The organism is Stenotrophomonas sp. RIT309, assembly GCF_000632045.1.
Classification (GTDB): Bacteria; Pseudomonadota; Gammaproteobacteria; order Xanthomonadales; family Xanthomonadaceae; genus Stenotrophomonas; species Stenotrophomonas indicatrix.
In genome coordinates this window covers 84,673-108,325 of the sequence record NZ_JFYS01000008.1, presented here as the reverse complement: position 1 = coordinate 108,325, position 23,653 = coordinate 84,673, and the positions used below count along the sequence as shown (strand labels likewise).

Below are 23,653 nucleotides of genomic sequence, written 5' to 3'. Positions count from 1 at the left end.
CCCAACATGAAAAAACCCCGCTTTCGCGGGGTTTTTCGTTTACTGCATGACGCCTGGGATCAGTCGCCCAGGGTCAGCAGCGAGGCATTGCCGCCGGCAGCGGTGGTGTTCACCGTCACCGTCTTTTCGGTGGCGAAGCGCAGCAGGTAGTGCGGGCCGCCGGCCTTGGGGCCGGTGCCGGACAGGCCCTGGCCGCCGAACGGCTGCACGCCGACCACCGCACCGATCTGGTTGCGGTTGACGTAGACGTTGCCGACGTGGACGCCGTTGCTGATGCGGTCGACGGTTTCGTCGATGCGCGAATGCACGCCCAGGGTCAGGCCATAGCCGGTGGCGTTGATCTGGTCGATCACCGCGTCGAGCTGGTCGCCCTTCCAGCGGATCACGTGCAGGACCGGCCCGAAGATTTCCTTCTGCAGCTGGCCCAGGTCCTTCAGTTCGTACGCACGCGGTGCGAAGAAGGTGCCGTTGGCCGCTTCGGCGGACAGTTCGGCCGCAGCGATCAGGCGCGCTTCGCGGTCCATGCGCACGGCGTGGTCCTGCAGGATCTTCAGTGCATCGGCGTCGATCACCGGGCCGACGTCGGTGGACAGCAGGCCGGGGTTGCCGACCTTCAGTTCCTTCATCGCACCGGCCAGCATGGTCATCACCTTGTCGGCGATGTCGTCCTGCACGAACAGCACGCGCGCGGCCGAGCAGCGCTGGCCGGCCGAGGTGAAGGCCGAACCGATGGCGTCCTTGACCAGCTGTTCCGGCAGTGCCGAGGAGTCGGCGATGAAGGCGTTCTGGCCGCCGGTCTCGGCGATCAGCACGCCGATGGCGGCGTCACGTGCAGCCATCGCGCGGTTGATCGCACGGGCGGTGTCGGTAGAGCCGGTGAAGGCCACGCCGGCCACGCGCGGGTCGGCGGTCAGCGCGGCGCCGACGGTGGCGCCATCGCCCGGCAGGTACTGCACCACGTCAGCCGGCACGCCGGCATCGTGCAGCAGCTTCACTGCGTAGTAGCCGATCAGGTTGGTCTGCTCGGCCGGCTTGGCGATCACGCTGTTGCCGGCGGCCAGTGCGGCAGCCACCTGGCCCAGGAAGATCGCCAGCGGGAAGTTCCACGGGCTGATGCAGACGAACACGCCGCGGCCATGCAGCTGCAGTTCGTTGGATTCGCCGGTCGGGCTGGGCAGCTTCTCGGCGTGACTGAACTGCTCGCGTGCCTGCTTGGCGTAGTAGCGCAGGAAGTCCACGGCTTCGCGTACTTCGGCGATGCCGTCGGGCAGGCTCTTGCCGGCTTCCTTCACGCACAGCGCCATGAATTCGGGCATGCGCGCTTCCAGCTGGTCAGCGGCGTGCTCGAGGATGGCGGCGCGGCTGGCGGCCGGGGTGCGGTTCCAGGCCGGCTGTGCGGCCACGGCATTGGCCAGCGCCTTCTGCACGGTGGCGGCATCGGCGGCCTGCCACTGGCCGACCACTTCACGGGTGTCGGCCGGGTTGGTCACCGGCAGCGAGGCACCGGTCGGGTTCGCGCCCGGCACCAGCGGTGCGGCCTGCCAAGGCTTCACTGCAGCGTTGAGCTGCTCGGCCAGGGCGCGCAGTTCGTTGTCGTTGGCGAGGTTGGCGCCCATGGAATTCTTCCTGTCGTGGTTCTGGCTGCGCAGCAGGTCAACCGGCAGCGGGATCTTGGGATGCGGAATCGATTCGAACGAGGACACCATCTCAACCGGATCGCGGACCAGGTCGGCGATCGGCACGCGCTCGTCGGTGATGCGGTTGACGAAGCTGGAGTTGGCGCCGTTTTCCAGCAGGCGACGCACCAGGTACGGCAGCAGGTCTTCATGCGAACCGACCGGCGCGTACACGCGGCAGGGCAGGCCAAGGCGATCGGCCGGCACTACTTCGGCGTACAGGTCATCGCCCATGCCGTGCAGCTTCTGGTGTTCGTAGACGCCACCGTTGGCGATGCTGCGCACTGCGGCGATGGTGTGCGCATTGTGCGTGGCGAACATCGGGTAGATCGCGTCGGCATGGGTAAACAGACGCTTGGCACACGCCAGGTAGGACACGTCGGTGTTCTGCTTGCGGGTGAACACCGGGTAGCCGGCATAGCCTTCGATCTGCGCGCGCTTGATCTCGGCGTCCCAGTAGGCGCCCTTGACCAGGCGCACCTGCAGGCGACGACCGGCGCGACGCGCCATGTCGGCCAGGTGGTCGATCGTGTACGGCGTACGCTTCTGGTAAGCCTGCACGACCACGCCGAAGCCATCCCAGCCGGCCAGCGAGGCATCGCCGAACACCTGCTCGATGATGTCCAGCGACAGTTCCAGGCGATCGGACTCTTCGGCGTCGACGGTGCAGCCGATGCCGTAGCTCTTGGCCAGCTGCGCCAGTTCCAGCACGCCGGGCACCAGGTCCTTCAGCACGCGCGCGCGCTTGGCGTGCTCGTAGCGCGGGTACAGCGCCGACAGCTTGATCGAGATGCCCGGTGCGTTGTTGACGTCGCCATCGGCACGGCCACCGCGCGACTTGTGGTCACCACCGATGGCGTGGATCGCACGACGGTAGTCTTCCAGGTAACGCAGGGCGTCCTTCATGGTCAGCGCGCCTTCGCCGAGCATGTCGAACGAGTAGCGGTAGCTGGCGCTGTCGCCCTTGTGCGAGCGTGCCAGCGCTTCGCCGATGGTGCGGCCCATGACGAACTGGTGGCCCATGATCTTCATTGCCTGGCGCACGGCCAGGCGTACCACCGGCTCACCGACGCGGCCGACCAGGCGCTTGAACGCGCTGGGCGCATCGGCGCGGGTGGCGTCGTTCATCTGCACCAGCTTGCCGGTCAGCATCAGGCCCCAGGTGGAGGCGTTGACCAGCACCGAGTCGCTGCCGCCCAGGTGTTTTTCCCAGTCGGCATCGGCCAGCTTGTCGCGGATCAGCTTGTCGGCGGTCTCCTGGTCCGGAATGCGCAGCAGCGCCTCGGCCACGCACATCAGCAGCACGCCTTCCTCGCTGCCCAGGTCGTACTGGCGCATGAAGGCTTCGATCGCGCCCTGGTCCTTGGCGCGCACACGCACCCGGGCGACCAGGTCGGCGGCCAGCGCCTGCACCTTGGCCTGCTCGTCGGCCGGCAGGCGCGCCTGCGCCAGCAGTTCGCGCACATGGCTGGCCTCGTCCTTCAGCCAACCATCGGTGATGGCCTGGCGGAACGGGTTGGGGGACGCCGGCAGTTCCGGCGACAGCAGCGCCGAGTGACGCGGGGCGTCACTGGCGGCAATGGGAGAGGAGGGTGCGTTCATGCCGGTCCGGCCAGTGGAAAACTTGGCGATTTTAATCATTTTTTCGACTTCAGGAAGGCCCGCGCAGCCACCTTCATGAATGCTGATAGCCCCTAGCGGTGGTGGATTCAGCGTGTTCAGCAAAGTCGGGCCGTTTTGTGCCGAATTCGTCATTCGCGCCGCTGGGCCCATGCTGTATTGCAGCATCGGAAAAAGTGTGAATGCACCCTTGCTACCGGCGAGAGGGCAGGGCTACCATCGAGACGTTTCCCGCGGCAGGAACGCGGTTGCGACATGATCGAGGTGCTTACAGCTCCGGATGGGTCAGGTACGCAGCTGCGACTGCGTCCCCCACGGGCGCTCGATGCCCGGCAGTTCGTCCTGTTGTTTGCTGTGTTGTCGGGAGTGATGTGGCTGGTGTCCGCCTTCGGGTGGGTGGCCGGCAATGCATTCGCCCCCCTGTTCGCGCTGCTGTACAGCCTGTTGCTGGCAGCTGCGTTGCGCGCGTTGTGGCGCAGTGGTGAACGGCAGGAGGAAATCCGGGTAGTGCCGGCGTGCGTGGAGGTCATCCCCGTGCCCGGTGGATCGCCGGTGTTCCGGGCTCATCCGCACTGGGTGCGCCTGCTCACCGACGACCAGAGGGTCCGGCTGGCATCCAGCGGCCGGCAGGTGGAGGTGGGGAGTTTCCTCGCGCCGGCCGAACGTCAAACGCTTGTTGAAACGCTTGAAGATTTGCTCGCCGCCAGCGATGGCGGCAACCGACGACGCTAAGGGTCTAGGCAATGAAGCAAAGCAGAGGGTGGGGCACGAAGTGCGTTGCAATGGCCGCCGCGATGGGGGCCCTGCTGTCGATGACGGGGACGGTGCTGGCCCAGGCGGCCGATCCAAAGCCGTGGCAGTTGAACATGGGCAAGGGGGTGACCCAGACCTCGCGCCTGGCCTGGGAATCGAACAACCTTTCGCTGATCGTCTGTACGGTGATCGGCGTGATCGTGTTCGGCGCGATGGCCTACGCGATGTTCAAGTTCCGCAAGTCCAAGGGTGCGGTCGCTGCCACCTTCAGCCACAACACCAAGGCCGAAGTCATCTGGACGGTGATCCCGGTGATCATCCTGGTGGTGATGGCGTGGCCGGCCACGGCCAACCTGATCAAGATGTACGACACCCGCGATGCCGAGATGACGGTCAAGGTCACCGGCTACCAGTGGATGTGGAAGTACGAGTACCTGGGCGAGAACGTGACCTTCACCAGCCGCCTGGACCGCGAGTCCGACCGCATGCGGCAGAGTGGCAAGGTGCCGACCCGCGAGAGCCATCCGCACTACCTGCTGGATGTCGACAACCGGCTGGTACTGCCGGTGGACACCAAGGTGCGCTTCGTCATCACCTCCGACGATGTGATCCACGCCTGGTGGGTGCCGGCGCTGGGCTGGAAGCAGGACGCCATTCCCGGCTTCATCAACGAAGCCTGGACCAGCATCGAGCAGCCCGGTGTCTACCGCGGCCAGTGCGCGGAGCTGTGCGGCAAGGACCATGGCTTCATGCCGATCGTGGTCGAGGCGGTGTCCAAGGAAGAATTCAAGCAGTGGCTGGCGCAGCGCAAACCCGCGCCTGCACCGGCAGCCCCTGCCGCGCCTGCCGAACCCACTGCACCTGCCAGTGAAACGCCGGCGCAGCCGGCGGCACCGGCAGCCGCCGAGGCCGGCAACACGCCTGCGGCGGCGGCCAGCGGAGCCTGATGTAACTGCCCGCGGCCGTATCGCGGCTGCGGCGACAACCGATCCTGAGAGGTGTTTTGCAATGGCGCACTCGGCAGTTGGGCACGACGATCACCATCACCCGCAGAGCTTCTTCGAGCGTTGGTTCTTCTCGACCAACCACAAGGACATCGGCACGCTGTACCTGGGTTTCAGCTTCATCATGTTCGTCATCGGCGCGTTCATGAGCGTGCTGATCCGGCTGGAACTGGCCCAGCCCGGCATCCAGTACATCCGTCCGGAAATCTTCAACCAGCTGACCACCGTACACGCGCTGGTGATGATCTTCGGCGGGGTGATGCCGGCCTTCGTCGGCCTGGCCAACTGGATGATCCCACTGCAGATCGGCGCGCCGGACATGGCGCTGCCGCGCATGAACAACTGGTCGTTCTGGCTGCTGCCGGTGGCCTTCAGCCTGCTGCTGCTGACCTTCCTGCTGCCCGGTGGCGCGCCGGCCGGTGGCTGGACGCTGTACCCGCCGCTGTCGCTGCAGGGCGGCTACAACGTGGCGTTCACCGTGTTCGCCATCCACGTGGCCGGCATCAGTTCGATCATGGGCGCGATCAACATCATCGCCACGGTGCTGAACATGCGCGCGCCCGGCATCGACCTGCTGAAGATGCCGATCTTCTGCTGGGCCTGGCTGATCACCGCGTTCCTGCTGATCGCGGTGATGCCGGTGCTGGCCGGTGCGGTGACGATGCTGCTGACCGACAAATTCTTCGGCACCAGCTTCTTCAATGCGGCCGGTGGTGGCGACCCGGTGATGTTCCAGCACATCTTCTGGTTCTTCGGCCATCCCGAGGTCTACATCATGATCCTGCCCGCCTTCGGCGTGGTCAGCGAGATCATCCCGACCTTCAGCCGCAAGCCGCTGTTCGGCTACCAGGCGATGGTCTACGCCACAGCGGCGATCGCGTTCCTGTCGTTCATCGTCTGGGCCCACCACATGTTCACCGTGGGCATGCCGCTGGGCGGTGAGATCTACTTCATGTTCGCCACCATGCTGATCTCGATCCCGACCGGGGTGAAGGTGTTCAACTGGGTCAGCACGATGTGGCGCGGCTCGCTCACGTTCGAAGCCCCCATGCTGTGGTCGGTGGCGTTCGTCATCCTGTTCACCATCGGTGGGTTCTCCGGCCTGATGCTGGCGATCGTGGCCGCCGACTTCCAGTATCACGACACCTACTTCGTGGTCGCCCACTTCCACTACGTGCTGGTGACCGGCGCGGTGTTCGCGCTGATCGCGGCGGTGTACTACTGGTGGCCGAAGTGGACCGGGCGCATGTACAGCGAGAAGTGGGCCAAGGTGCACTTCTGGTGGTCGATCGTGTTCGTCAACCTGCTGTTCTTCCCGCAGCATTTCCTGGGCCTGGCCGGCATGCCGCGCCGCATCCCCGATTACTCGGTGGCGTTCGCCGACTGGAACCTGATCAGCTCGATCGGTGCGTTCGGCATGTTCGCCACGCCGTTCATGATGGCTGCGATCCTGCTGTCCTCGCTGCGCAATGGCGAGAAGGCCGAGGCCCGCTCCTGGGAAGGCGCGCGCGGTCTGGAGTGGACGCTGCCGTCGCCGGCACCGGCGCACACCTTCACCACGCCGCCGACCATCCGCCCGGGCGACCTGGCCCACGACGATATCGGTCATTGAGGTGATGCATGCATAACGAGAGCCCGATCACCCCGGCCAGAGCCGAGCCACGCCTGGCCGCAAGCGCATCGCCAAGCCAGCGGCCGGGCACCGCGCCGCTTTATGCGGAGCAGCGCCAGCGTGCCAGGCGCACCGCGCTGTGGGTGGGCGCGATCGCCGTGCTGGTGTACGTCGGCTTCATCCTCAGCGGCGTGATCGGTCGATGAGCGAAACACCGGCCACCGCTCCGTCACGCAGCGCCGGCCTGCCGCGCCTGATCGGCGTTGCGGTGGTGGTGTTCCTGCTGACGTTCTCGCTGGTACCGCTGTATCGCATCGCCTGCGAGAAGGTATTCGGCGTGCGCCTGGAACGTGGCCCGGGCAGCGAAGCCAGTACCGGTGCTGCCACCGGCAAGCGTACCGTGCGGGTGGAATTCGATGGCGGGGTCAATTCGCGGCTGCCGTGGTCGTTCCATCCCGAACAGCTGACCATGGATGTGGTGCCCGGCGAGCTCAACGAGGCGCTGTACTTCGCCCGCAACGACAGCCAGCAGGCCGTGGTCGGCAGCGCGGTGCCGTCGGTGGCGCCGGCACGCGCATCCGGGTTCTTCAGCAAGACCGAGTGCTTCTGCTTCACTGCGCAGACCCTGCAGGCCGGCGAGAAGCGTGACATGCCGGTGCGCTTCATCGTCGATCCGGACCTGCCGCCGGAAATCCGCACGATCACCTTGTCCTACACCTTCTACCGCAACGATGCGTTGTCCGATCGGCTGGCGCCCGCCGCCACGTCGGAAGGCGCCCACGCTGCTCCCTGACCCGGATACCGACCATGGCCCAGACACCTACCGACGCCAACGTGTACTTCGTCCCGGCCCAGAGCAAGTGGCCGTTCGTCGGTTCCATCGCGATGATGGTGACCATGGTCGGCGTGGCCAGTTGGCTCAATGACGCCAGCTGGGGCCGCTGGACGTTCTACATCGGCGTGGCGATGCTGGTGCTGACCCTGTTCTGGTGGTTCAGCGATGTGGTGCGCGAGTCGCAGGCCGGCAACTACAACCGGCAGGTGGATGGTTCGTTCCGGATGGGGATGGTCTGGTTCATCTTCTCCGAAGTGATGTTCTTCGGTGCCTTCTTCGGTGCGCTGTTCTACACCCGCCACCTCGGCCTGTCGTGGTTGAGCGGCGAAGGGCGCGGGGTGATGACCAACGAGCTGCTGTGGCAGGGCTACTCGGCCGGCTGGCCGACCAATGGCCCGGCAGCGATCGGTGGCGCGTTCCAGACGATCCCGGCCTGGGGCCTGCCGCTGATCAATACGCTGATCCTGCTGACCTCGGGCGTGACCCTGACCATCGCCCACCATGCGCTGAAGGCGGGCAACCGCCGCCAGCTGTTGATCTGGCTGGGCCTGACCGTGCTGCTCGGCCTTGGCTTCCTGACCCTGCAGGCCGAGGAGTACATCCACGCCTACAAGGAATTGAACCTGACGCTCGGCTCGGGCATCTACGGTTCGACCTTCTTCATGCTGACCGGCTTCCACGGCGCACACGTGCTGCTGGGAACGATCATGCTGATCGTGATGTGGCTGCGGTCGGCGAAGGGACACTTCACCCGCGACAACCATTTCGGCTTTGAAGCGGCCGCGTGGTACTGGCACTTCGTCGACGTGGTGTGGCTGATGCTGTTCCTGTTCGTCTACGTGCTTTGACCGCGCAGGCGTCGGCAGCGTCAGCCGCCGGCGCTGCCTGGTCTGATGGGGCGTCAGCCGCCGATGCCGTGCGGTTTGATCCAGCCCATGTAGATGCTCACGATCACCAGTACGATCAACGCCACCGACACTCCGATGCGGCGGGTCAGTGCATTGACCGTGCGCTTGGTCTGGCCGCGGTCCACCAGCAGGTAATACAGGCCGGCGCCCAGATTCCAGACGATGACGATCAGAAACGCGATTACCAGCAGGGTCTTCAGCGAATCACTCATGCGCGGCTCGAGGGCAGGGTGGATGTGCCTATCTGACCGCGTTTGTGCGGACTTGTCATGATGCGCCAGCACACGCGCCTGATCGGCTGGCTGATGGCGTTGCTGGCGATGGCCGGATTCACCGCGCTGGGGCTGTGGCAGCTGCAGCGGATGCAGTCCAAGCAGGCGTTGCTGGATGCACAGGGGCCAGCCGTGGCGCAGGCGCTGCCGTTGGCGCAGGCGCTGGCGGCGCAGGGCGCGCTGCATGGCGTGGCCGATCACGGTCGCTTCCTGCCGGGCGTGGTGCTGCTGGACAACCAGACCCGCCACGGCCGCGCCGGAGTGAAGATCTATCGTCCGTTCCGCAGCGATGCGGGCAGCGTGTTGCTGGTGGACCTTGGCTGGCGCGCGCTGCCGCCGGACCGCAGGTTGCCGGTGGTGCCGGCACCGCCGTCGCCGGTGGCCGTGCGAGGCCTGTTGGCGCCGCCCCCTTCGTCCGGGCTGGCGCTGGGGCCGGCGTTCACTACCACCGATGTTGCAGGGCGCTGGCTGGCCAGTCGCCTTCCCGCCGATGGCCTGGCTGCGGCACTGGGCCTGCCATCGTTGCCCGAGCGCGTGCTGCGGCTGGACCCGGCGCTGCCGTTCGGCGATGAGCGCGATCTCGACCTGCTGCCGAACACGCTGCCGCCGCAGCGCCACCTGGGTTACGCCGTGCAGTGGTTCGGGCTGGCGCTGACCGTGCTGGTGGTGGCGCTGGTACTGGAATGGCGCAGAAGACGGCCCGTTGCCCGGTAGTGCCGGCCGCTGGCCGGCATCCCTTTCCCAACCATGAGAAAATGCCCTGCATGAACACTGCTACCTCCCCGCAGGCGCGCGGCAACGGCCGCCGGACCCTGGTGCTGCTGTTCGCCGTTTTCTTCGGGGCGATGGCGCTGGCCGCCCTCCTGCGTTTCTCCGGATGGCAGCCGACCGCACATCGCAACAGCGGGCAATTGCTGAAGCCGCCGGTGGATCTGCGCCAGCAACCGCCGACGCTGGCCAATGGCGCGGCCTACCCCTGGAACCCCGAGGCGCGCACATGGCGCCTGCTGGTGGCCCCGGCCGGAGCCTGCGACGCGCAGTGCGTCACTTTGTCGCAGGGACTGGGCAAGGTGTGGCAGCTGTTCGGCCATAACGCCGATAATGTCGAGATCCTGTGGCTGGGAACGCCACCGGCGTCGATCGCCTCGCTGCCCGCGCTGCGGCCGCTGGCCCCGTCGCCAGCCCTGCGCGCGGCGCTGCCTGGCGTCGATGATCCGGCGGGCCTGCCGGTCTACGTGATCGATCCGAACGGCTTCGTGATCATGCGTCATGCCCCCGGGAGCGATCTCGGCGGCCTGCGCAAGGACATGGCCACGTTGCTGAAACTGAAGTGAGTCCCGTTTGATGAGCCTTTCCGCGCGTCCGGCGCTGCACCGCAATTTCCACCGCCTGGCGTGGTTCGCCATGATCATGACCGCGAGCACGATCATGTTCGGTGCCTTCGTGCGCCTGTCCGATGCCGGCCTGAGCTGCCCGGACTGGCCGACCTGCTATGGGCAGGCGACCTGGCCGCAGCACGTGGAAGAGACCATCGGCCACCCGGCAGCGGAGATCCGTCCGCTGGAAACACACAAGGCCTGGCGTGAGCAGGTGCACCGCTTCCTGGCCGGCGCGCTCGGCATCGAGATCCTGACCCTGGCCCTGCTGGCCACGCGCAAGCGGCGTTTCGGAAGCACGGCGGTAGTCACCGCCTGCGTGCTGGTGGCCGCGGGCATACCGCTGTACATGATGGGCTGGCATGGAACCGCCAGCGCACTGGCGCTGGTCGGCGAGGCCATCCTGCTGATCGCGGCGCTGCGCTGGAGCAACATCGACCTGGCGCGCGCTGCGCTGCTGACATTGGCGGTGGTGATCTTCCAGGCACTGCTGGGCATGTGGACGGTGACCCTGCTGCTCAAGCCGATCGTGGTGATGGGTCATCTGCTGGGCGGCATGCTGATGTTCGGCCTGCTGGTGTGGATGGCCTGGCGTGCCACGCACATGCCGATCACCCTGGCTGAGGCGCCGAAGCTGAAGTGGCTGCTGCGCATTGGCGTGGCGGTGCTGGTCACCCAGATCGCGCTCGGTGGCTGGGTCAGCGCCAACTACGCGGCGCTGGCGTGCGGCGGCGGCAGCGCCTCGCTGGACAACTTCCCGCGCTGCGCCAACCAGTGGTGGCCGCAGCACAACTTCGCCGAGGGCTTCACCCTGTGGCGCGGTATCGGCGTGGACTACGAAGGCGGCGTGCTCGACGGTGCCTCGCGCATCGCCATCCAGATGGCCCATCGCCTGTTTGCCATCGTCGTTGCCGTTTACCTGCTGTGGCTGGGCCTGCGCCTGTTCCGGCTGCCGAGCATGCGCGGCTGGGCTTCGGCCCTGGTCGCGCTGCTGGTGCTGCAGGTCACCCTCGGCATCCTCAACGTGAAGCTGGCGCTGCCGCTGGAAGTGGCAGTAGCGCACAACGGCGTTGCCGTTGCCCTGTTGTTTGTATTGGTCAGCCTGCTGGCCCGCCTGCGTGCCCCGGACTGATCCCATGTTTTCCAACTATCGCCAGTACTGGGACCTGACCAAGCCCAAGGTCGTCGCCCTTATCGTCTTCACCGCCCTGGTCGGCATGGTCCTGGCCATTCCCGGCGTGCCCAGCTGGGAGCAGGTGCGTGCCGGTCTGCTCGGCTTCCTCGGCATCTGGCTTGCCGCGTCCGCCGCTGCAGCCATCAACCAGCTGCTGGATGCGCACATCGACGCGCAGATGGCGCGCACCTCGTGGCGTCCGCTGGTGGTGGGCAAGGTCAAGCCGTGGCAGGTGCTGGTATTCGCCGGCGTGCTGATCGTGCTGTCGATGGCGATCCTGGTGCTGTGGGTGAACTGGATCACCGCGGTGCTGACCTTCGCCTCTCTGATCGGTTATGCAGTGATCTACACCGTCTACCTGAAACGTGCGACCTCGCAGAACATCGTCATCGGTGGTCTGGCCGGTGCGATGCCGCCGATGCTGGGGTGGGCGGCGGTAACCGGCATGCAGGGGCAGTCGGACTGGGCGTACTCGTCGCTGCTGGTGCTGGTCATCTTCATCTGGACGCCGCCGCACTTCTGGGCGCTGGCGATCTTCCGTCGCGAGGATTACGCCAAGGCGGAAATCCCGATGCTGCCGGTCACCCATGGCGTGGTGCACACGCGCAAGCAGATCATGGCGTACTCGGTGGTGCTGGCGCTGGTCTGCCTGCTGCCGTACCTGGTTGGCATGAGCGGAGCGTTCTACCTGGGCGGGGCGATCGTGCTCAACGCGGTGTTCCTCTGGTACGCCTGGCGCATGCTCAACCCGCCGGACGAGCTGTTCTCGATGAAGATGTTCAGTTACTCCATCGTCTACCTGATGGCGCTGTTCGCCTTCCTGCTGGTGGACCACTGGATCCTGCCCTGGTTGTAGCGGCTGGATCCGCCGGGCATGGCCCGGCGCTACCACCGCGTCCGGTAGCGCCGGGCCATGCCCGGCGATGTTCCACAGGTCAGGGCGCGCGCTTGGCATACCGTTGCGCGATCACCCCGCAGACGATCAGCTGGATCTGGTGATAGATCATCACCGGCAGCACGATCGCGCCGAGGCTGCCCCCGGCGAACAGCACCTTGGCGATCGGAACGCCGGTGGCCAGGCTCTTCTTCGAGCCGCAGAACACGATGGCGATCTCGTCTTCGCGGTTGAAGCGCAGGCGGCGGGCGATGAAGGTGATCAGCGGCATGGCGATGCCCAGCAGTACCGCCGCCACCACCGCCACCGCGAACAGCGACAGCAGCGGTGTCTTGCTCCACAACCCCTCGGTAACCGCTTCGCCGAATGCCGAGTACACCACCAGCAGGATCGTGGCCTGGTCGGTGTAGCGCAGCAGCGCGCGCTGCCTCTCAACCCAGCCGGCGATCCACGGGCGCAGCAGGTGGCCGGCCACGAACGGCACCAGCAGCTGCAGCATGATGCCGCCGATGGCATGCAGCGGGTCGTGCACGCCGCCGGAGGTGCCGGCCAGTGCGGTCAGCAGCAGGGGCGTGAGGAACACGCCGAGGATGCTCGACAGCGAGGCACTGCACACGGCTGCCGGCACGTTGCCGCGCGCCATCGAGGTGAACGCGATGGACGACTGCACGGTGGAGGGCAGGGTGCACAGGAACAGCACGCCCAGGTACAGCTCAGGTGTCAGCAGCCAGCCGGACAACGGCTTGAACAACAGCCCCAGCAGCGGGAACAGGATGAAGGTGCAGGCGAGGATCGTCAGGTGCAGGCGCCAGTGCAGCATGCCGCCGATGATCGATTCGCGCGGCAGGCGCGCGCCGTGCAGGAAGAACAGCGCGGCGATGGCGACGGTGGTGACATCGTCGAGCACCAGGGCGGCGGCGCCTTTCATCGGCAGCAGCGAGGCCAGGCCGACGGTGCACAGCAGGGCGAGGGTGAAGTTGTCCGGTCGCAGGCGCGACCACCAGCGGGTCATGGTGGATGGGCTCCTTGGTGCGGGGGGATTACCCCGGGAATCAGGGGGTGGGAGAAGGGATCGCCAGACGCTCGCGGGTGGCCGCTTCCAACGACTTCAAGCCGGCTCGCTGGCCCAGTTGCAGCGCCTGTTCCGGGCTGGCGTGTTCGTAGCGTGCGTTGACCAGGCCGAGCACGGCACCGGCGCGGTTGCCGGAAGCGCAGTGCAGCAGCACCGGCCCCTGGCTCTGCTGCAGCGCCTGGTGCACGGCGCGCAGGTTGGTGGCATCCAGGCCCTCGGCGCCGGCTACCGGGATGCGCACATAGCGCAGGCCGAGCGCTTCGGCCTCGCGTGTTTCATCGAAGCCGCGATCTTCATCGGGTTGGCGCAGGTCGATCACCGTGCGCACGCCTTGGGCAGCCAGTTCGTGCAGTTGCGCGGCCGTGGGCTGGCCACCGGCGTAGAGGCCGGGGCGGACTTCAGCAAGAACAGGGTCCGCAGCCCAGGCCGGCAGGATCGGGCAGAGCGACAACAACAACAGCAGGCAGGTCAGGCGCAGCAGCATGCTCTCTCCGGGAATGTGTTCTGCCGCTACAGGCGCAGATTGGCGCGTGCCTTCAGCAGCTCGCGCATCTCGTACTTGTCAGTATCGTCCAGACCCTGTTGTCGCTGCTTGCCGTTGAGGTCGTCGATCCGCTGGAACAGCAGCTGCTTCTCCAGCTGGCCGACCGCGTCATGCAGTTCCACCGTCCACATCGCTTCATCGCCCGCCAGCGTCTGCGCGGCCAAGGTGTGCAGCGAGGCCTGTTCTTCGCGGCCGTCGAAATGCTCCAGCAGGGCGCCGGTACTGATGTCCGGGCGCTGCTCGACCAGCCCCAGAAGCTCCAGCAGCAGCTCCACGCCCGGCAGGCGCAGGCCCTGGAAGTGGTGCTTGCCGCCCAGGGTCAGGGCCAGCGACGGCTGCTGCAGCAGGACGGCGATCGCGCCACGCACCAGGCTGCGCTTGGCCGCCGGCTGGATCGTGCGCGGAGCGGCGCGTTGCGGCATCTGCGGCCGGCCCGCCTGCGCGTTGCCGCCCAGGCCGGTCAGCTGTGCCAACTGCTGCTTCATCAGGTCGCCGAAGGCACCATCGGGAATCTGCGCCAGCATCGGCTTGGCGCGCTCGGCCAGCCGTGCCTTGCCATCCAGCGTGCCCAGGTTGATCTCGCGGGTCAGCTCGTCGAAGAAGAACTGCGACAGCGGCGTGGCCTGCTTCAAGCGTTCGTCGAAGGCCTCGGCGCCTTCCTTGCGCACGATGCTGTCCGGGTCTTCGCCGTCGGGCAGGAACAGGAAGAAGGCCTGGCGGCCGTCCTTCATGCGTGGCAGCACCGATTCCAGCGCCTTCCAGCCGGCGCGGCGGCCGGCGGCGTCGCCATCGAAGCAGAAGAACACGTCCGGCGCGTTGCGGAACAGCAGCTCGGCATGGTCCGGCGTGGTTGCCGTGCCCAGCGTCGCCACCGCCTGGGTGACGCCGAACTGGAACAGCGAGACCACGTCCATGTAGCCCTCGACCACGATCAAGCGCTCGATCTTCTGGTTGGCCTGGCGCACCTGCCACAGGCCGTACAGCTCGCGGCCCTTGTGGAACAGCGCGGTCTCGGGCGAGTTGAGGTACTTGGGGCCGTCATCCTTCTCGAACACGCGCCCGCCGAAGGCGATCACCCGGCCACGGCGGTCGAAGATCGGGAACATCACCCGGTCGCGGAACTTGTCGTAGACGTGGCCGCGGTCGTTCTTGGAGAACAGGCCGGCGCGGTCGAGCAGCTTCATCCGCCGCTCGTCCTTGCCCAGTGCGTCGCGCAGGCCGCTGTAGCCATCAGGTGCATAGCCGATCTGGAAGCGCGCGCGGTTCTCTTCATCCACGCCGCGGCCATCGAGGTAGCTGCGGGCTTTCTCGCTGCCTTCCAGGTTCTTCTGGAAGAACTTGGTTGCCGCGTCCAGCGCCGAATACAGCTCGCGGCTGTCATCCTGCTGCTGGGCACTGCGTGGATTCTCGCTGCGCGGCACTTCCATGCCGGCACGCTTGGCCAGTTCATCCACCGCGTCGAGGAATTCGAGGCGGTCGTAGTTCATCAGGAAGCTGATGGCCGTGCCGTGCGCGCCGCAGCCGAAGCAGTGATAGAACTGCTTGGTCGGCGAGACGGTGAACGAGGCCGAGCGTTCGTCATGGAACGGGCAGCGCGCGGCGTACTCCTTGCCCTGGCGCTTCAACGGCACGCGGCTGCCCACCACCTCGACGATGTCGGAGCGGGCCAGCAGGTCGTCGATGAAAGCGTCGGGGATACGGGCCATGGGCAACGAGGCAGGGCGTGGCGGCAGCCACGCGGAAGGGGGAAGTCAGTCCCCCTAGTTTACCCCTTGCCGGCCACGTTCCCGGGCGCGTTCGCCGCAGTGCCAGGGTCGATGCCGGCAGCGAGCAGATGATGGCGTGCGCGCAGGCGTTCATCGATCACCGCGGTCATCAGCGCGCCGACGAAGAAGACCACGGTGGCGTAGTAGATCCAGACCAGCGAGATCACCAGCGCACCCATCGAGCCGTAAGCGCTGCCCGGTGCGACGGTGGCGATGTACACGCCGATGCCATAGCGGCCGAGCGCGAACAGCGCCGAGGTGATGAGGCCGCCGATGAAGGCCTGGCGCCACGCCACGCGCCGGTCCGGCAGGTAGTGATACATGAAGGCGAAGCCGACCGCGTACAGCAGCAGGCTGGTCAGGTAGCCGATGGCCGGCAGGATCGAGGGCAGCTGCGCAAAGGCCACCTGCAGCACGGTGGTGGCGGTCATCGACAGGATCAGCAGGAAGCCCAGCGCCAGCACGACGCCGAAGGAGAACACGCGCTTGCGCAGCCAGGCCTTGATGCCCTCCAGGCGTTCGCCGCTGGTGCGGAAGATCAGGTTCAGTGCGTTCTGCAACTGGGCAAACACCGCAGTGGCGCCAACGAACAGCAACAGCGTGCTCCACAGCCCGGCCAGCGATCCGACGTCGGGCTGGTTGTCGGCATTCTTCAGCACGGTTTCGGCCACGGTCGCGGCACTGCTGCCGGCCACCGAGCTGATCTGGTCGACCAGGGCCTGCTGTGCCGGCGGATACAGCGAGGCGGTCAGCCACAGCAGCAGCACCAGCAGCGGCGCCATCGACAGCAGGGCATAGAAGGAAACCGAGGCGGCCTGGGTCAGCACGTCGATTTCGACGAAGCGCTTGACGACGGCCATCGGGAAACTGTCCTGCAGGCGCTTGATGTACTTGTGCAGGGACGCGGGGCCGCCGTGCGGCGCGCGGTCTTCGGGGGCGTGGGACGTTGGATCAACCATGCCGGAGTTGTAGCAGCACCACGTCGAAGACGCGGTGAAGCAGGTGCGCAGGAGCGCGTCCCGGAGTCCCTTCGCAGTGCGGAAGGGACCCGGGTCTGGCGTTGCTTACGACAGCGCCTGCTTGACCAGCTTGGACACCAGGCCCATGTCGGCCTGGCCGGCCAGCTTGGGCTTCAGCGCGCCCATCAGCTTGCCCATGTCGGCCGCGCTGCTGGCGCCGGTTTCGGCGATGGCCGCCTGGATGGCCGCGACAATCTCGGCTTCGCCCATCTTGGCCGGCAGGTAGGCTTCGATCACCACGATTTCGGCGCGCTCGATTGCCGCCAGGTCTTCGCGGTTGGCCGCTTCAAACTGGCTGACCGAGTCCTTGCGCTGCTTGACCATCTTGTCGAGCACGGCGATCACGGCGGTGTCGTCGAGCTCGATGCGCTCGTCGACTTCCTTCTGCTTGATGGCGGCGTTGATCAGGCGGATGACGCCCAGCTTGTGCTTCTCGCCGCCCTTCATGGCGGCCTTCATGTCTTCGGTGAGCTGCTGCTTCATGCTCATGACGAACCTCGTGGTGGTAGTGGGGCAGGGCGGATGCCCGGGCCCGGAAACGCAAAAAGCCGGCGACGCTCGCGCGTGCCGGCTTCGACTCCATCGCGGCAGGGAATGCCCACCGCAATGAAGATGCGTCCGATCAGTACAGGCGCTGACGCTTGGTAACGTCGCGCGACGAGCGGCGCAGCTGACGCTTCACAGCAGCGGCGGCCTTGCGCTTGCGCTCCTGGGTCGGCTTTTCGTAGAACTCGCGCTTGCGGGTTTCGGCCAGCACACCGGCCTTTTCGCAAGTGCGCTTGAAGCGGCGAAGAGCAAACTCAAAGGGTTCGTTCTCGCGGACTTTGACGCTGGGCATGGAATCTCCGGGACACAGTAGAACCGGGTCACGCCCGGCGAGCCGCACATTATAGTGGCGAATAAACAAACTGCAAGCCACAAATCCTGAATAGGGGCAAGTTGTTGGATTGCAGTGAGGCCTGCCAGTTCCCCGAGGGGTTGGCAGGGGCGTCATAATAGCAGGCATGCGAGTCCTTGGCATCGAATCTTCCTGTGACGAGACCGGCGTGGCGGTGTATGACACCGACCTGGCCGGCAGCGCTGCCCTGCGCGCCCATGCGGTCTACAGTCAGATCGCCCTGCACGCCGAGTACGGCGGTGTGGTGCCTGAACTGGCCAGCCGTGACCACGTGCGCAAGCTGCTGCCGTTGATCCGGCAGACGCTGGCCGAGGCCGGGCTTGGCGTGAACGACATCGACGGGGTGGCCTACACCGCCGGCCCCGGCCTGGTCGGGGCGCTGCTGGTGGGCGCCGGCGTGGCCCGGTCGCTGGCCTGGGCGCTGGAGGTCCCCGCCGTGGGCGTGCACCACATGGAAGGTCACCTGTTGGCGCCGCTGATGGAAGACGATCCGCCGCAGGCCCCGTTCGTGGCGCTGCTGGTGTCCGGTGGCCATACCCAGCTGGTGGCCGTCGATGCCATCGGCCAGTACCGGCTGCTGGGCGAAACCTTGGACGACGCCGCAGGCGAAGCCTTCGACAAGACCGCCAAGATGATGGGCCTGCCGTACCCCGGCGGGCCGCAGCTGGCCGCGCTGGCCAAGCAGGGCACGCCGGGCGTCTACCGCTTCACGCGGCCGATGACTGATCGCCCGGGCCTGGATTTCAGCTTCTCCGGCCTGAAGACCCAGGTCCTGATGGCCTGGCGCGACAGCGACCAGAGCGAGCAGACCCGCGCCGACATCGCCCGTGGCTTTGAAGACGCCGTGGTCGAGACCCTGTGCATCAAGTGCGAACGCGCGCTGGAAGCGGCCGGCACCAATGTGATCGTGGTGGCCGGCGGCGTGGGTGCGAACAAGCGCCTGCGCGCCCGCCTGCAGCAGATGGCCGAGCGCCTCGGCGGCCGCGCCTGCTTCCCGCGGCCGGCGTTGTGCACCGACAACGGCGCGATGATCGCCTTCGCCGGCGCGCTGCGCCTGCTGGCGGGCCAGCACAGCCCCCCGAAGGTGGACGTCACCCCGCGCTGGGACATGGCGACGCTGCCGGCGGTGTAAAGCCCCGCAACCGGTAGCGCCGGGCCATGCCCGGCGGACGCATTATGGACGCCCTGCCAACGGCGAGACCGCCAGCACCGTGGTGGCCCGTTCATGGCGCTGCAGCCATGCCAGCGTGTGCGGGCACCGGGCGTGGATCAGCCGCCCGATCGCGGCCAGGTCGGCGCCGATGTCGCGCTCAAGGATCGGTTCGTGGTGGGCGATGCGGTTGCGCAGGTGGCGGATGCGGTCGATATCTGCGTGGATGGCTTTCCTGGTGACACTGGGATGGGCCGAAGGCGCATGGCGTAGAACACCGCTGAGTGCTGGTATCCACAGCGAAGCGTCGAAGCGGCAGGTGAAGAGCTGCTGCCAGAAAACCATCGGCAGGTTGGCGACGATCTCGGGCGTGTCGGTGGTACGGCCGGTGACCAGTTCCAGTGCGGTTCTCGCCGAAGCGGATGAAGATGCCGGCAACCTGCGACGGAAGGCATCATTCCACGGCCATCGAGGCCCATGTTGCCGGGCCAGCGCCGATGCGGCTGCGTTGCGGATGACCACTTCGCACAGATGCACCGGCATCATCAGCGCACCGCACATCCGCATGTTCCACAGGTACAGGGATTCGGCGGTGACACCCGGGCTGCAGGCCGATGCAATTCTCTCGTAGGTCGACAGGCGCTCCGCTGACAGAGCGCGCCTCAATGCATCGTATGCAGCCATCGTGATGTGCGGTGGTGAAGGAAGGGTCGATGCTGGCCAGAGACGGCGGCGATCACCATCGGGGAACGCCGTTGCCTGCGTGACCGATTTCCTGTGTTTCGGCTCGGACGAATTCCGTGAGTTGCTTTGTCGCAATTGGCCTTGACCGGCGATTGGGTCCTTGCCTAACCTCAGTGCCTGCGCCACCGGGACCCGCGGCTTGAGAAAGCTCCCCCCGGGGACAAAACGGTAGTACCAAAGGGCCCCGCTAGCAGGGCCCTTTGTCTTTTCCAGACCTTGCGAATGCCCGGCGACCCTCCTCCGTTCCGGGCAGGCTCACTGCCGTCCCGTTACCATGGCCGCCTGTTTTCCGGCTGGTAACCGCAATGGACAAGGTTTTCATCGAAGGGCTGACGATCGACGCCCTGATCGGCATCTACGATTGGGAGCGGCGGATCCGCCAGGACCTGGTGTTCGATCTGGAGATGGGGTTCGACAACCGTCGCCCGGCCGCCAGCGATGACATTGCCCACACCCTGAACTACAAGGCGGTCAGCAAGCGCCTGGAGCAGTTCGTGCGCGAATCGGAGTTCGGCCTGGTGGAGACCCTGGCCGAGCGCTGCGCGCAGATCGTGCTGGACGAGTTCGACGTGAAGTGGCTGCGCCTGAAGCTGAGCAAGCCCGGGGCGGTGCGCGGTGCACGTGCGGTCGGCGTGATCATCGAACGCTCGCGGGACTGACACGCCGGTAATGCCGGCCGTCGGCTGGCAACCCCCGGTAGTGCCGGCCGCTGGCCGGCAACCTCAACAGCAATGAAGAAGGAGACAACCGATGGTGGACGCAGTGGTGGCGGTACAGTGGCTGGAAAAGCTGCAGAACACACTGGAACCCTATCCTGGCGCCTACCTGGCGTTGATGATCTCGGCGCTGCTGGTTGCCGCCGGCCTGGCCAACTGGGTGACCAAGCGCATCCTGCTGCGCGGCCTGCGTCGCCTGCTCAACCGCCTGCCCGGCGCCGATACCGGCCGCGGCAGCCATCTGATGCGGGTCATTTCGCGGCTGTCCAACGTGGTGCCCAGCCAGGTGATCGCCTCGGGCATCCGTATCGTGCCGGACCTGCCGCCGGGCCTGGTCGGCTTCATCATCGGTGCCTGCCAGGCGTGGGCGATCCTGACCGTGGTGATGGCGCTGTCGCATGCGCTGGATGCGGCCAACGACCTGTACGAACGTCGCCCCGAGGCGCGCAACAAGCCGATCAAGGGGTACCTGCAGGTCGCCAAGATCATCATCTTCGTGATCGCCGGGCTGTCGATCGTTGCCACCCTCGCCGGTGTCGACCTGCGCTACCTGGTCACCGGCCTGGGCGCGGCCACCGCAGTACTGATGCTGATCTTCCAAGACACCATCCTGTCGCTGGTGGCCAGCGTGCAGATCAGTGGTGATGGGCGTATCCGTATCGGCGACTGGATCGAGATGCCCAGCCAGAATGCCGACGGCGATGTCATCGATATCGCCCTGCATACGGTGACGGTGCAGAACTTCGACAAGACCATCACCACCATCCCGACCAAGAAGCTGGTGACCGAGTCGTTCAAGAACTGGCGCGGCATGCAGGAGGCCGGTGGCCGCCGGATCAAGCGCGCGCTGTTCCTGGACCAGCACAGTGTGCGTTTCATGGAGGAGGACGACCTGGCCTTCCTCGGCCAGTTCGCCCTGCTGGGCGACTACCTGCGCGGCAAGCAGCAGGAGCTGGGCCAGTGGAACGGGCGCCTGCGCGAGCAGGGCGTGGCCGAGGTCAACAGCCGCCGGGTGACCAACCTGGGCACCTTCCGCGCCTACGTGGAGCGTTATCTGGCCAGCCACCCGGGCATCCATACCGATATGACCCTGCTGGTGCGCCAGCTGCAGCCGACCACCGAAGGCCTGCCGCTGGAGCTGTACTGCTTCACCCGCAGCACCGCCTGGGGCGAATACGAGGCGGTGCAGTCGGACATCTTCGACCACCTGCTGGCGATCCTGCCGGCCTTTGGCCTGCGGGTGTTCCAGGCGTCCAGCGACGCGATGTTGATGGCCGGGCAGCGCCAGTTGGCCGGCTCGGAGTAAGCTGCGATGCCCCCGGCCGGACCGTACGGATCCGGCTGGTGGCTGAAACTGAATGACGAAACCTCTCGCCAAATCGTCCGGGATCGCTAGAATGCCGGGCTTGTAAACGTTTTCATCAAGGACTGCCGGTGGCCTCCGATCGCATCGAATCCCTCATTGCCCAGATGACCGTCGAGGAAAAAGTCGGCCAGCTGGGTGTCTTCGCGGACATGGTCCGCCCGTTCGCCCCGGACGTGAACCCGGAAGCCAACGTGCGCAATGCCGACCAGGTGCTGCAGCAGGTGCGCGAGGGCAAGGTCGGCTCGCTGTTCAACGGTGTCGGCGCCGAGCTCGGCCGCCGCATCCAGCAGGTCGCCACCGAGGAGAGCCGCCTGGGCATCCCGGTGATCCTGGCGGCCGACGTCATCCACGGCATGCGCACGGTGTTCCCGATTCCGCTGGGCGAGGCCGCCAGCTTCGAGCCGGATCTGGCCGAGCGCACCGCGCGCGCCACTGCGGTTGAAGCTACCGCTGCCGGCCTGCACTGGACCTACGCACCGGCAGTGGACATCGCCCGTGACCAGCGCTGGGGCCGCGGTGCCGAAGGTGCCGGTGAGGACGTGGTACTGGGCTGTGCCTTCGCCGCTGCCCGCGTGCGTGGCTTCCAGGGCAGCGACCTGCGCGCCGCCGACTCGCTGCTGGCAACGCCCAAGCACTTTGCCGCCTATGGCGCGGTGATGGCCGGCATGGAATACAACATGGTGGACATTTCGCCGCAGACCCTGCGCGATGTGCACCTGCCGCCGTTCAAGGCGGCCTTCGATGCTGGCGCGATCACCGTGATGTCCTCGTTCAACGACATCAACGGCGTGCCGGCCAGCGCCAACGCCGAGCTGCTGACCGACATCCTGCGCGGTGAATGGAAGTTCCCGGGCGTGGTGATCTCCGACTACACCGCCGACATGGAACTGGTCGCGCACGGTTATGCCGCCGACGACCGCGATGCCACCGCCAAGGCGTTCACCGCCGGCCTGGACCTGAGCATGCAGAGCGGCTTCTACGCCGAGCACCTGCCGGGCCTGGTGGAGAGCGGCGAGGTGCCGATGAGCGTGCTGGATGAAGGCGTGCGCCGCATCCTGTGGCTGAAGGAAGCCATCGGCCTGTTCGACGACCCGTACCGTTCGCTGGACCCGGCGCGCGAAGCCGATACCTCCCATATCGACGCCCATGACGAACTGTCGCGTGATGCCGCGCGCCGTTCGATCGTGCTGCTGAACAACCGCGACAACGTGCTGCCGCTGCAGAAGAACGGGCAGAAGATCGCGCTGATCGGCCCGTTCGTGCAGGACCGCGACAACATCGAAGGCTGCTGGACGCTGTTCGGCGACAAGCAGCGCTACGTGGATCTGGAAACCGGCGTGCGCGCGGCCATCGGCGATGACGCGCTGCTGGAAGTGGTGCCGGGATGCGAACTGGAAGCCGCCATTGCCGGTGGCACCGAGGCGGCCGTGGCCGCTGCGCTGCGCGCCGACGTGGTGGTGCTGGCGCTGGGCGAGCCGCAGCGTTACAGCGGCGAGGCGCAGTCGCGCGTGGAGATCACCCTGCCGCCGGCACAGCAGGCGCTGGCCGAAGCGGTGGCGATGACCGGCAAGCCGCTGGTGGTGCTGCTGCGCAATGGTCGCGCGCTGGCCCTGCAGGGCGCCGTGCGCAATGCGCATGCCGTTGCGATCACCTGGTACCTGGGCACGCAGACCGGCCATGCCGTGGCCGATGTGCTGTTCGGCGATTACAGCCCCTCCGGCCGCCTGCCGGTCAGCTTCCCGCAGGTGTCCGGCCAGCAGCCGTACTTCTACAACCACCCGCGCACCGGTCGCCCGGAACTGCCGACGATGTCGGAATTCAAGGCACGCTGGCGCGAGATTCCGAACGAGCCGTTGTACCCGTTCGGCCATGGCATCGGCTACACCACCTTCGCCTACGGCGTGCCGCAGCTGAGCAGTGCGCGCGTCGGCTGGGACGACACCCTGACCCTGACCACCACGCTGACCAATACCGGCAGCGTGGCTGGCGAGGAAGTGGTGCAGCTGTACATCCACGACCGCGTGGCCAGCCGCGTGCGGCCGGTGCGCGAGCTGAAGGACTTCCGCAAGGTGGCCCTGCAGCCGGGCGAGTCGGCCGAGGTGGTGTTCACCCTGACCCGTGAACAGCTGGCATTCACCGGCCGCGACGGCGTGCTGCGTGCCGAGCCGGGCCTGTTCGACGTGTGGGTGTGCGCCTCGTCGATGGCTGGTGACGCGGTGCAGTTCGAACTGCTGAAGGCCTGATCGGTAGAGC

At 66.6% G+C, this 23,653-nt stretch carries 23 protein-coding genes; 14 read left to right on the top strand and 9 right to left on the bottom strand.

Translation table 11 applies throughout. The annotated features are described in order from the left end of the window. Positions 1 to 59: 59 nt before the first annotated feature. Positions 60 to 3,278, bottom strand: a complete 3,219-nt coding sequence (putA, locus tag BW38_RS14175) for a bifunctional proline dehydrogenase/L-glutamate gamma-semialdehyde dehydrogenase PutA (RefSeq protein WP_032975634.1) — start codon at positions 3,276 to 3,278, stop codon at positions 60 to 62. A gap of 273 nt (positions 3,279 to 3,551) precedes the next feature. Here putA and BW38_RS14180 point away from each other — a divergent pair, with 273 nt between their 5' ends. The 6 genes from BW38_RS14180 (at position 3,552) to BW38_RS14205 (ending at position 8,348) form a co-directional block, all read left to right on the top strand. After that, positions 3,552 to 4,028: a DUF2244 domain-containing protein gene (locus BW38_RS14180; protein ID WP_025878297.1), complete on the top strand. Its 477-nt coding sequence runs from the start codon at positions 3,552 to 3,554 to the stop codon at positions 4,026 to 4,028. Positions 4,029 to 4,078: 50 nt separating this feature from the next. Next, a complete protein-coding gene (gene coxB, locus BW38_RS14185) occupies positions 4,079 to 4,996 on the top strand; it encodes a cytochrome c oxidase subunit II (RefSeq protein WP_229290603.1) in 918 nt (305 codons plus the stop codon). A 61-nt stretch (positions 4,997 to 5,057) separates the two neighbouring features. Beyond that, positions 5,058 to 6,665 carry a cytochrome c oxidase subunit I gene (gene ctaD, locus BW38_RS14190; RefSeq protein ID WP_025878294.1) on the top strand — a complete coding sequence of 536 codons (1,608 nt, stop codon included), beginning with the start codon at positions 5,058 to 5,060 and terminating at the stop codon, positions 6,663 to 6,665. Positions 6,666 to 6,673: 8 nt separating this feature from the next. Next, positions 6,674 to 6,871 carry a hypothetical protein gene (locus tag BW38_RS14195; protein ID WP_032975632.1) on the top strand — a complete coding sequence of 66 codons (198 nt, stop codon included), beginning with the start codon at positions 6,674 to 6,676 and terminating at the stop codon, positions 6,869 to 6,871. Next, positions 6,868 to 7,458, top strand: a complete 591-nt coding sequence (locus BW38_RS14200; RefSeq protein ID WP_025878292.1) for a cytochrome c oxidase assembly protein — start codon at positions 6,868 to 6,870, stop codon at positions 7,456 to 7,458. Before BW38_RS14195 ends, BW38_RS14200 begins: the two co-directional genes overlap by 4 nt. Before the next feature lie 14 nt (positions 7,459 to 7,472). Further along, a complete protein-coding gene (locus tag BW38_RS14205) occupies positions 7,473 to 8,348 on the top strand; it encodes a cytochrome c oxidase subunit 3 (RefSeq protein WP_025878291.1) in 876 nt (291 codons plus the stop codon). Positions 8,349 to 8,401: 53 nt separating this feature from the next. On the opposite strand, the gene BW38_RS14210 is transcribed toward BW38_RS14205, so the two are convergent. After that, positions 8,402 to 8,620, bottom strand: coding sequence for a twin transmembrane helix small protein (locus BW38_RS14210; protein WP_010484233.1), 219 nt, complete (start codon positions 8,618 to 8,620; stop codon positions 8,402 to 8,404). A 57-nt stretch (positions 8,621 to 8,677) separates the two neighbouring features. On the opposite strand from BW38_RS14210, the gene BW38_RS14215 reads away from it, so the two are divergent. From BW38_RS14215 to cyoE, 4 genes are read left to right on the top strand one after another with little or no spacing between them, the layout of a single operon-like run. After that, positions 8,678 to 9,394: an SURF1 family protein gene (locus tag BW38_RS14215; RefSeq protein ID WP_032975630.1), complete on the top strand. Its 717-nt coding sequence runs from the start codon at positions 8,678 to 8,680 to the stop codon at positions 9,392 to 9,394. 50 nt (positions 9,395 to 9,444) lie between these two features. Then, positions 9,445 to 10,014 (top strand): hypothetical protein, encoded by a 570-nt coding sequence (locus BW38_RS14220; RefSeq protein WP_032975628.1) that lies wholly within the window; start codon positions 9,445 to 9,447, stop codon positions 10,012 to 10,014. A 10-nt stretch (positions 10,015 to 10,024) separates the two neighbouring features. After that, positions 10,025 to 11,188: a COX15/CtaA family protein gene (locus BW38_RS14225; protein ID WP_025878285.1), complete on the top strand. Its 1,164-nt coding sequence runs from the start codon at positions 10,025 to 10,027 to the stop codon at positions 11,186 to 11,188. Positions 11,189 to 11,192: 4 nt separating this feature from the next. Then, positions 11,193 to 12,086 (top strand): heme o synthase, encoded by an 894-nt coding sequence (cyoE, locus tag BW38_RS14230; protein ID WP_032975627.1) that lies wholly within the window; start codon positions 11,193 to 11,195, stop codon positions 12,084 to 12,086. A 79-nt stretch (positions 12,087 to 12,165) separates the two neighbouring features. Here the strand turns inward: cyoE and BW38_RS14235 are convergent, their stop codons facing one another. The 6 genes from BW38_RS14235 to rpsU all read right to left on the bottom strand — a co-directional run bounded on the left by BW38_RS14235 (position 12,166) and on the right by rpsU (position 17,364). Next, on the bottom strand, positions 12,166 to 13,137 hold the full coding sequence (locus BW38_RS14235) for a bile acid:sodium symporter family protein (RefSeq protein WP_025878282.1): 972 nt from the start codon (positions 13,135 to 13,137) through the stop codon (positions 12,166 to 12,168). A gap of 40 nt (positions 13,138 to 13,177) precedes the next feature. Continuing rightward, a complete protein-coding gene (locus BW38_RS14240) occupies positions 13,178 to 13,681 on the bottom strand; it encodes a protein tyrosine phosphatase family protein (protein WP_032975626.1) in 504 nt (167 codons plus the stop codon). A 26-nt stretch (positions 13,682 to 13,707) separates the two neighbouring features. Beyond that, a complete protein-coding gene (gene dnaG / locus BW38_RS14245; RefSeq protein WP_032975624.1) occupies positions 13,708 to 15,447 on the bottom strand; it encodes a DNA primase in 1,740 nt (579 codons plus the stop codon). A 59-nt stretch (positions 15,448 to 15,506) separates the two neighbouring features. After that, complete coding sequence (locus BW38_RS14250; RefSeq protein ID WP_051501539.1) at positions 15,507 to 16,466, bottom strand: YihY/virulence factor BrkB family protein; 960 nt, start codon at positions 16,464 to 16,466, stop codon at positions 15,507 to 15,509. 105 nt (positions 16,467 to 16,571) lie between these two features. Then, positions 16,572 to 17,015 carry a GatB/YqeY domain-containing protein gene (locus tag BW38_RS14255; RefSeq protein WP_032975623.1) on the bottom strand — a complete coding sequence of 148 codons (444 nt, stop codon included), beginning with the start codon at positions 17,013 to 17,015 and terminating at the stop codon, positions 16,572 to 16,574. Between the two features lie 133 nt (positions 17,016 to 17,148). Beyond that, positions 17,149 to 17,364 carry a 30S ribosomal protein S21 gene (gene rpsU, locus BW38_RS14260; RefSeq protein WP_002808376.1) on the bottom strand — a complete coding sequence of 72 codons (216 nt, stop codon included), beginning with the start codon at positions 17,362 to 17,364 and terminating at the stop codon, positions 17,149 to 17,151. 166 nt (positions 17,365 to 17,530) lie between these two features. Here rpsU and tsaD point away from each other — a divergent pair, with 166 nt between their 5' ends. Next, a complete protein-coding gene (gene tsaD, locus BW38_RS14265) occupies positions 17,531 to 18,556 on the top strand; it encodes a tRNA (adenosine(37)-N6)-threonylcarbamoyltransferase complex transferase subunit TsaD (RefSeq protein WP_032975622.1) in 1,026 nt (341 codons plus the stop codon). 42 nt (positions 18,557 to 18,598) lie between these two features. Here tsaD and BW38_RS14270 read toward each other — a convergent pair whose 3' ends face one another. Further along, positions 18,599 to 19,258 (bottom strand): hypothetical protein, encoded by a 660-nt coding sequence (locus BW38_RS14270; RefSeq protein ID WP_032975621.1) that lies wholly within the window; start codon positions 19,256 to 19,258, stop codon positions 18,599 to 18,601. A gap of 365 nt (positions 19,259 to 19,623) precedes the next feature. Between BW38_RS14270 and folB the strand changes: the two genes are divergently transcribed. From folB to BW38_RS14285, 3 genes are all read left to right on the top strand, one after another. Continuing rightward, complete coding sequence (gene folB / locus BW38_RS14275) at positions 19,624 to 19,977, top strand: dihydroneopterin aldolase (protein WP_025878255.1); 354 nt, start codon at positions 19,624 to 19,626, stop codon at positions 19,975 to 19,977. Positions 19,978 to 20,068: 91 nt separating this feature from the next. Further along, positions 20,069 to 21,340: a mechanosensitive ion channel domain-containing protein gene (locus tag BW38_RS14280; protein WP_032975620.1), complete on the top strand. Its 1,272-nt coding sequence runs from the start codon at positions 20,069 to 20,071 to the stop codon at positions 21,338 to 21,340. A gap of 128 nt (positions 21,341 to 21,468) precedes the next feature. Then, positions 21,469 to 23,643, top strand: coding sequence for a glycoside hydrolase family 3 N-terminal domain-containing protein (locus BW38_RS14285; RefSeq protein WP_032975619.1), 2,175 nt, complete (start codon positions 21,469 to 21,471; stop codon positions 23,641 to 23,643). Positions 23,644 to 23,653 lie beyond the last annotated feature (10 nt).

What these genes read in the sequence shown, in the direction of transcription:
- putA (WP_032975634.1), bottom strand. Translation starts at nt 3,278, where the DNA reads ATGAACGCACCCTCCTCTCCCATTGCCGCCAGTGACGCCCCGCGTCAC.
- BW38_RS14180 (WP_025878297.1), top strand. Translation starts at nt 3,552, where the DNA reads ATGATCGAGGTGCTTACAGCTCCGGATGGGTCAGGTACGCAGCTGCGA.
- coxB (WP_229290603.1), top strand. Translation starts at nt 4,079, where the DNA reads ATGGCCGCCGCGATGGGGGCCCTGCTGTCGATGACGGGGACGGTGCTG.
- ctaD (WP_025878294.1), top strand. Translation starts at nt 5,058, where the DNA reads ATGGCGCACTCGGCAGTTGGGCACGACGATCACCATCACCCGCAGAGC.
- BW38_RS14195 (WP_032975632.1), top strand. Translation starts at nt 6,674, where the DNA reads ATGCATAACGAGAGCCCGATCACCCCGGCCAGAGCCGAGCCACGCCTG.
- BW38_RS14200 (WP_025878292.1), top strand. Translation starts at nt 6,868, where the DNA reads ATGAGCGAAACACCGGCCACCGCTCCGTCACGCAGCGCCGGCCTGCCG.
- BW38_RS14205 (WP_025878291.1), top strand. Translation starts at nt 7,473, where the DNA reads ATGGCCCAGACACCTACCGACGCCAACGTGTACTTCGTCCCGGCCCAG.
- BW38_RS14210 (WP_010484233.1), bottom strand. Translation starts at nt 8,620, where the DNA reads ATGAGTGATTCGCTGAAGACCCTGCTGGTAATCGCGTTTCTGATCGTC.
- BW38_RS14215 (WP_032975630.1), top strand. Translation starts at nt 8,678, where the DNA reads ATGATGCGCCAGCACACGCGCCTGATCGGCTGGCTGATGGCGTTGCTG.
- BW38_RS14220 (WP_032975628.1), top strand. Translation starts at nt 9,445, where the DNA reads ATGAACACTGCTACCTCCCCGCAGGCGCGCGGCAACGGCCGCCGGACC.
- BW38_RS14225 (WP_025878285.1), top strand. Translation starts at nt 10,025, where the DNA reads ATGAGCCTTTCCGCGCGTCCGGCGCTGCACCGCAATTTCCACCGCCTG.
- cyoE (WP_032975627.1), top strand. Translation starts at nt 11,193, where the DNA reads ATGTTTTCCAACTATCGCCAGTACTGGGACCTGACCAAGCCCAAGGTC.
- BW38_RS14235 (WP_025878282.1), bottom strand. Translation starts at nt 13,137, where the DNA reads ATGACCCGCTGGTGGTCGCGCCTGCGACCGGACAACTTCACCCTCGCC.
- BW38_RS14240 (WP_032975626.1), bottom strand. Translation starts at nt 13,681, where the DNA reads ATGCTGCTGCGCCTGACCTGCCTGCTGTTGTTGTTGTCGCTCTGCCCG.
- dnaG (WP_032975624.1), bottom strand. Translation starts at nt 15,447, where the DNA reads ATGGCCCGTATCCCCGACGCTTTCATCGACGACCTGCTGGCCCGCTCC.
- BW38_RS14250 (WP_051501539.1), bottom strand. Translation starts at nt 16,466, where the DNA reads ATGGTTGATCCAACGTCCCACGCCCCCGAAGACCGCGCGCCGCACGGC.
- BW38_RS14255 (WP_032975623.1), bottom strand. Translation starts at nt 17,015, where the DNA reads ATGAGCATGAAGCAGCAGCTCACCGAAGACATGAAGGCCGCCATGAAG.
- rpsU (WP_002808376.1), bottom strand. Translation starts at nt 17,364, where the DNA reads ATGCCCAGCGTCAAAGTCCGCGAGAACGAACCCTTTGAGTTTGCTCTT.
- tsaD (WP_032975622.1), top strand. Translation starts at nt 17,531, where the DNA reads ATGCGAGTCCTTGGCATCGAATCTTCCTGTGACGAGACCGGCGTGGCG.
- BW38_RS14270 (WP_032975621.1), bottom strand. Translation starts at nt 19,258, where the DNA reads ATGGCTGCATACGATGCATTGAGGCGCGCTCTGTCAGCGGAGCGCCTG.
- folB (WP_025878255.1), top strand. Translation starts at nt 19,624, where the DNA reads ATGGACAAGGTTTTCATCGAAGGGCTGACGATCGACGCCCTGATCGGC.
- BW38_RS14280 (WP_032975620.1), top strand. Translation starts at nt 20,069, where the DNA reads ATGGTGGACGCAGTGGTGGCGGTACAGTGGCTGGAAAAGCTGCAGAAC.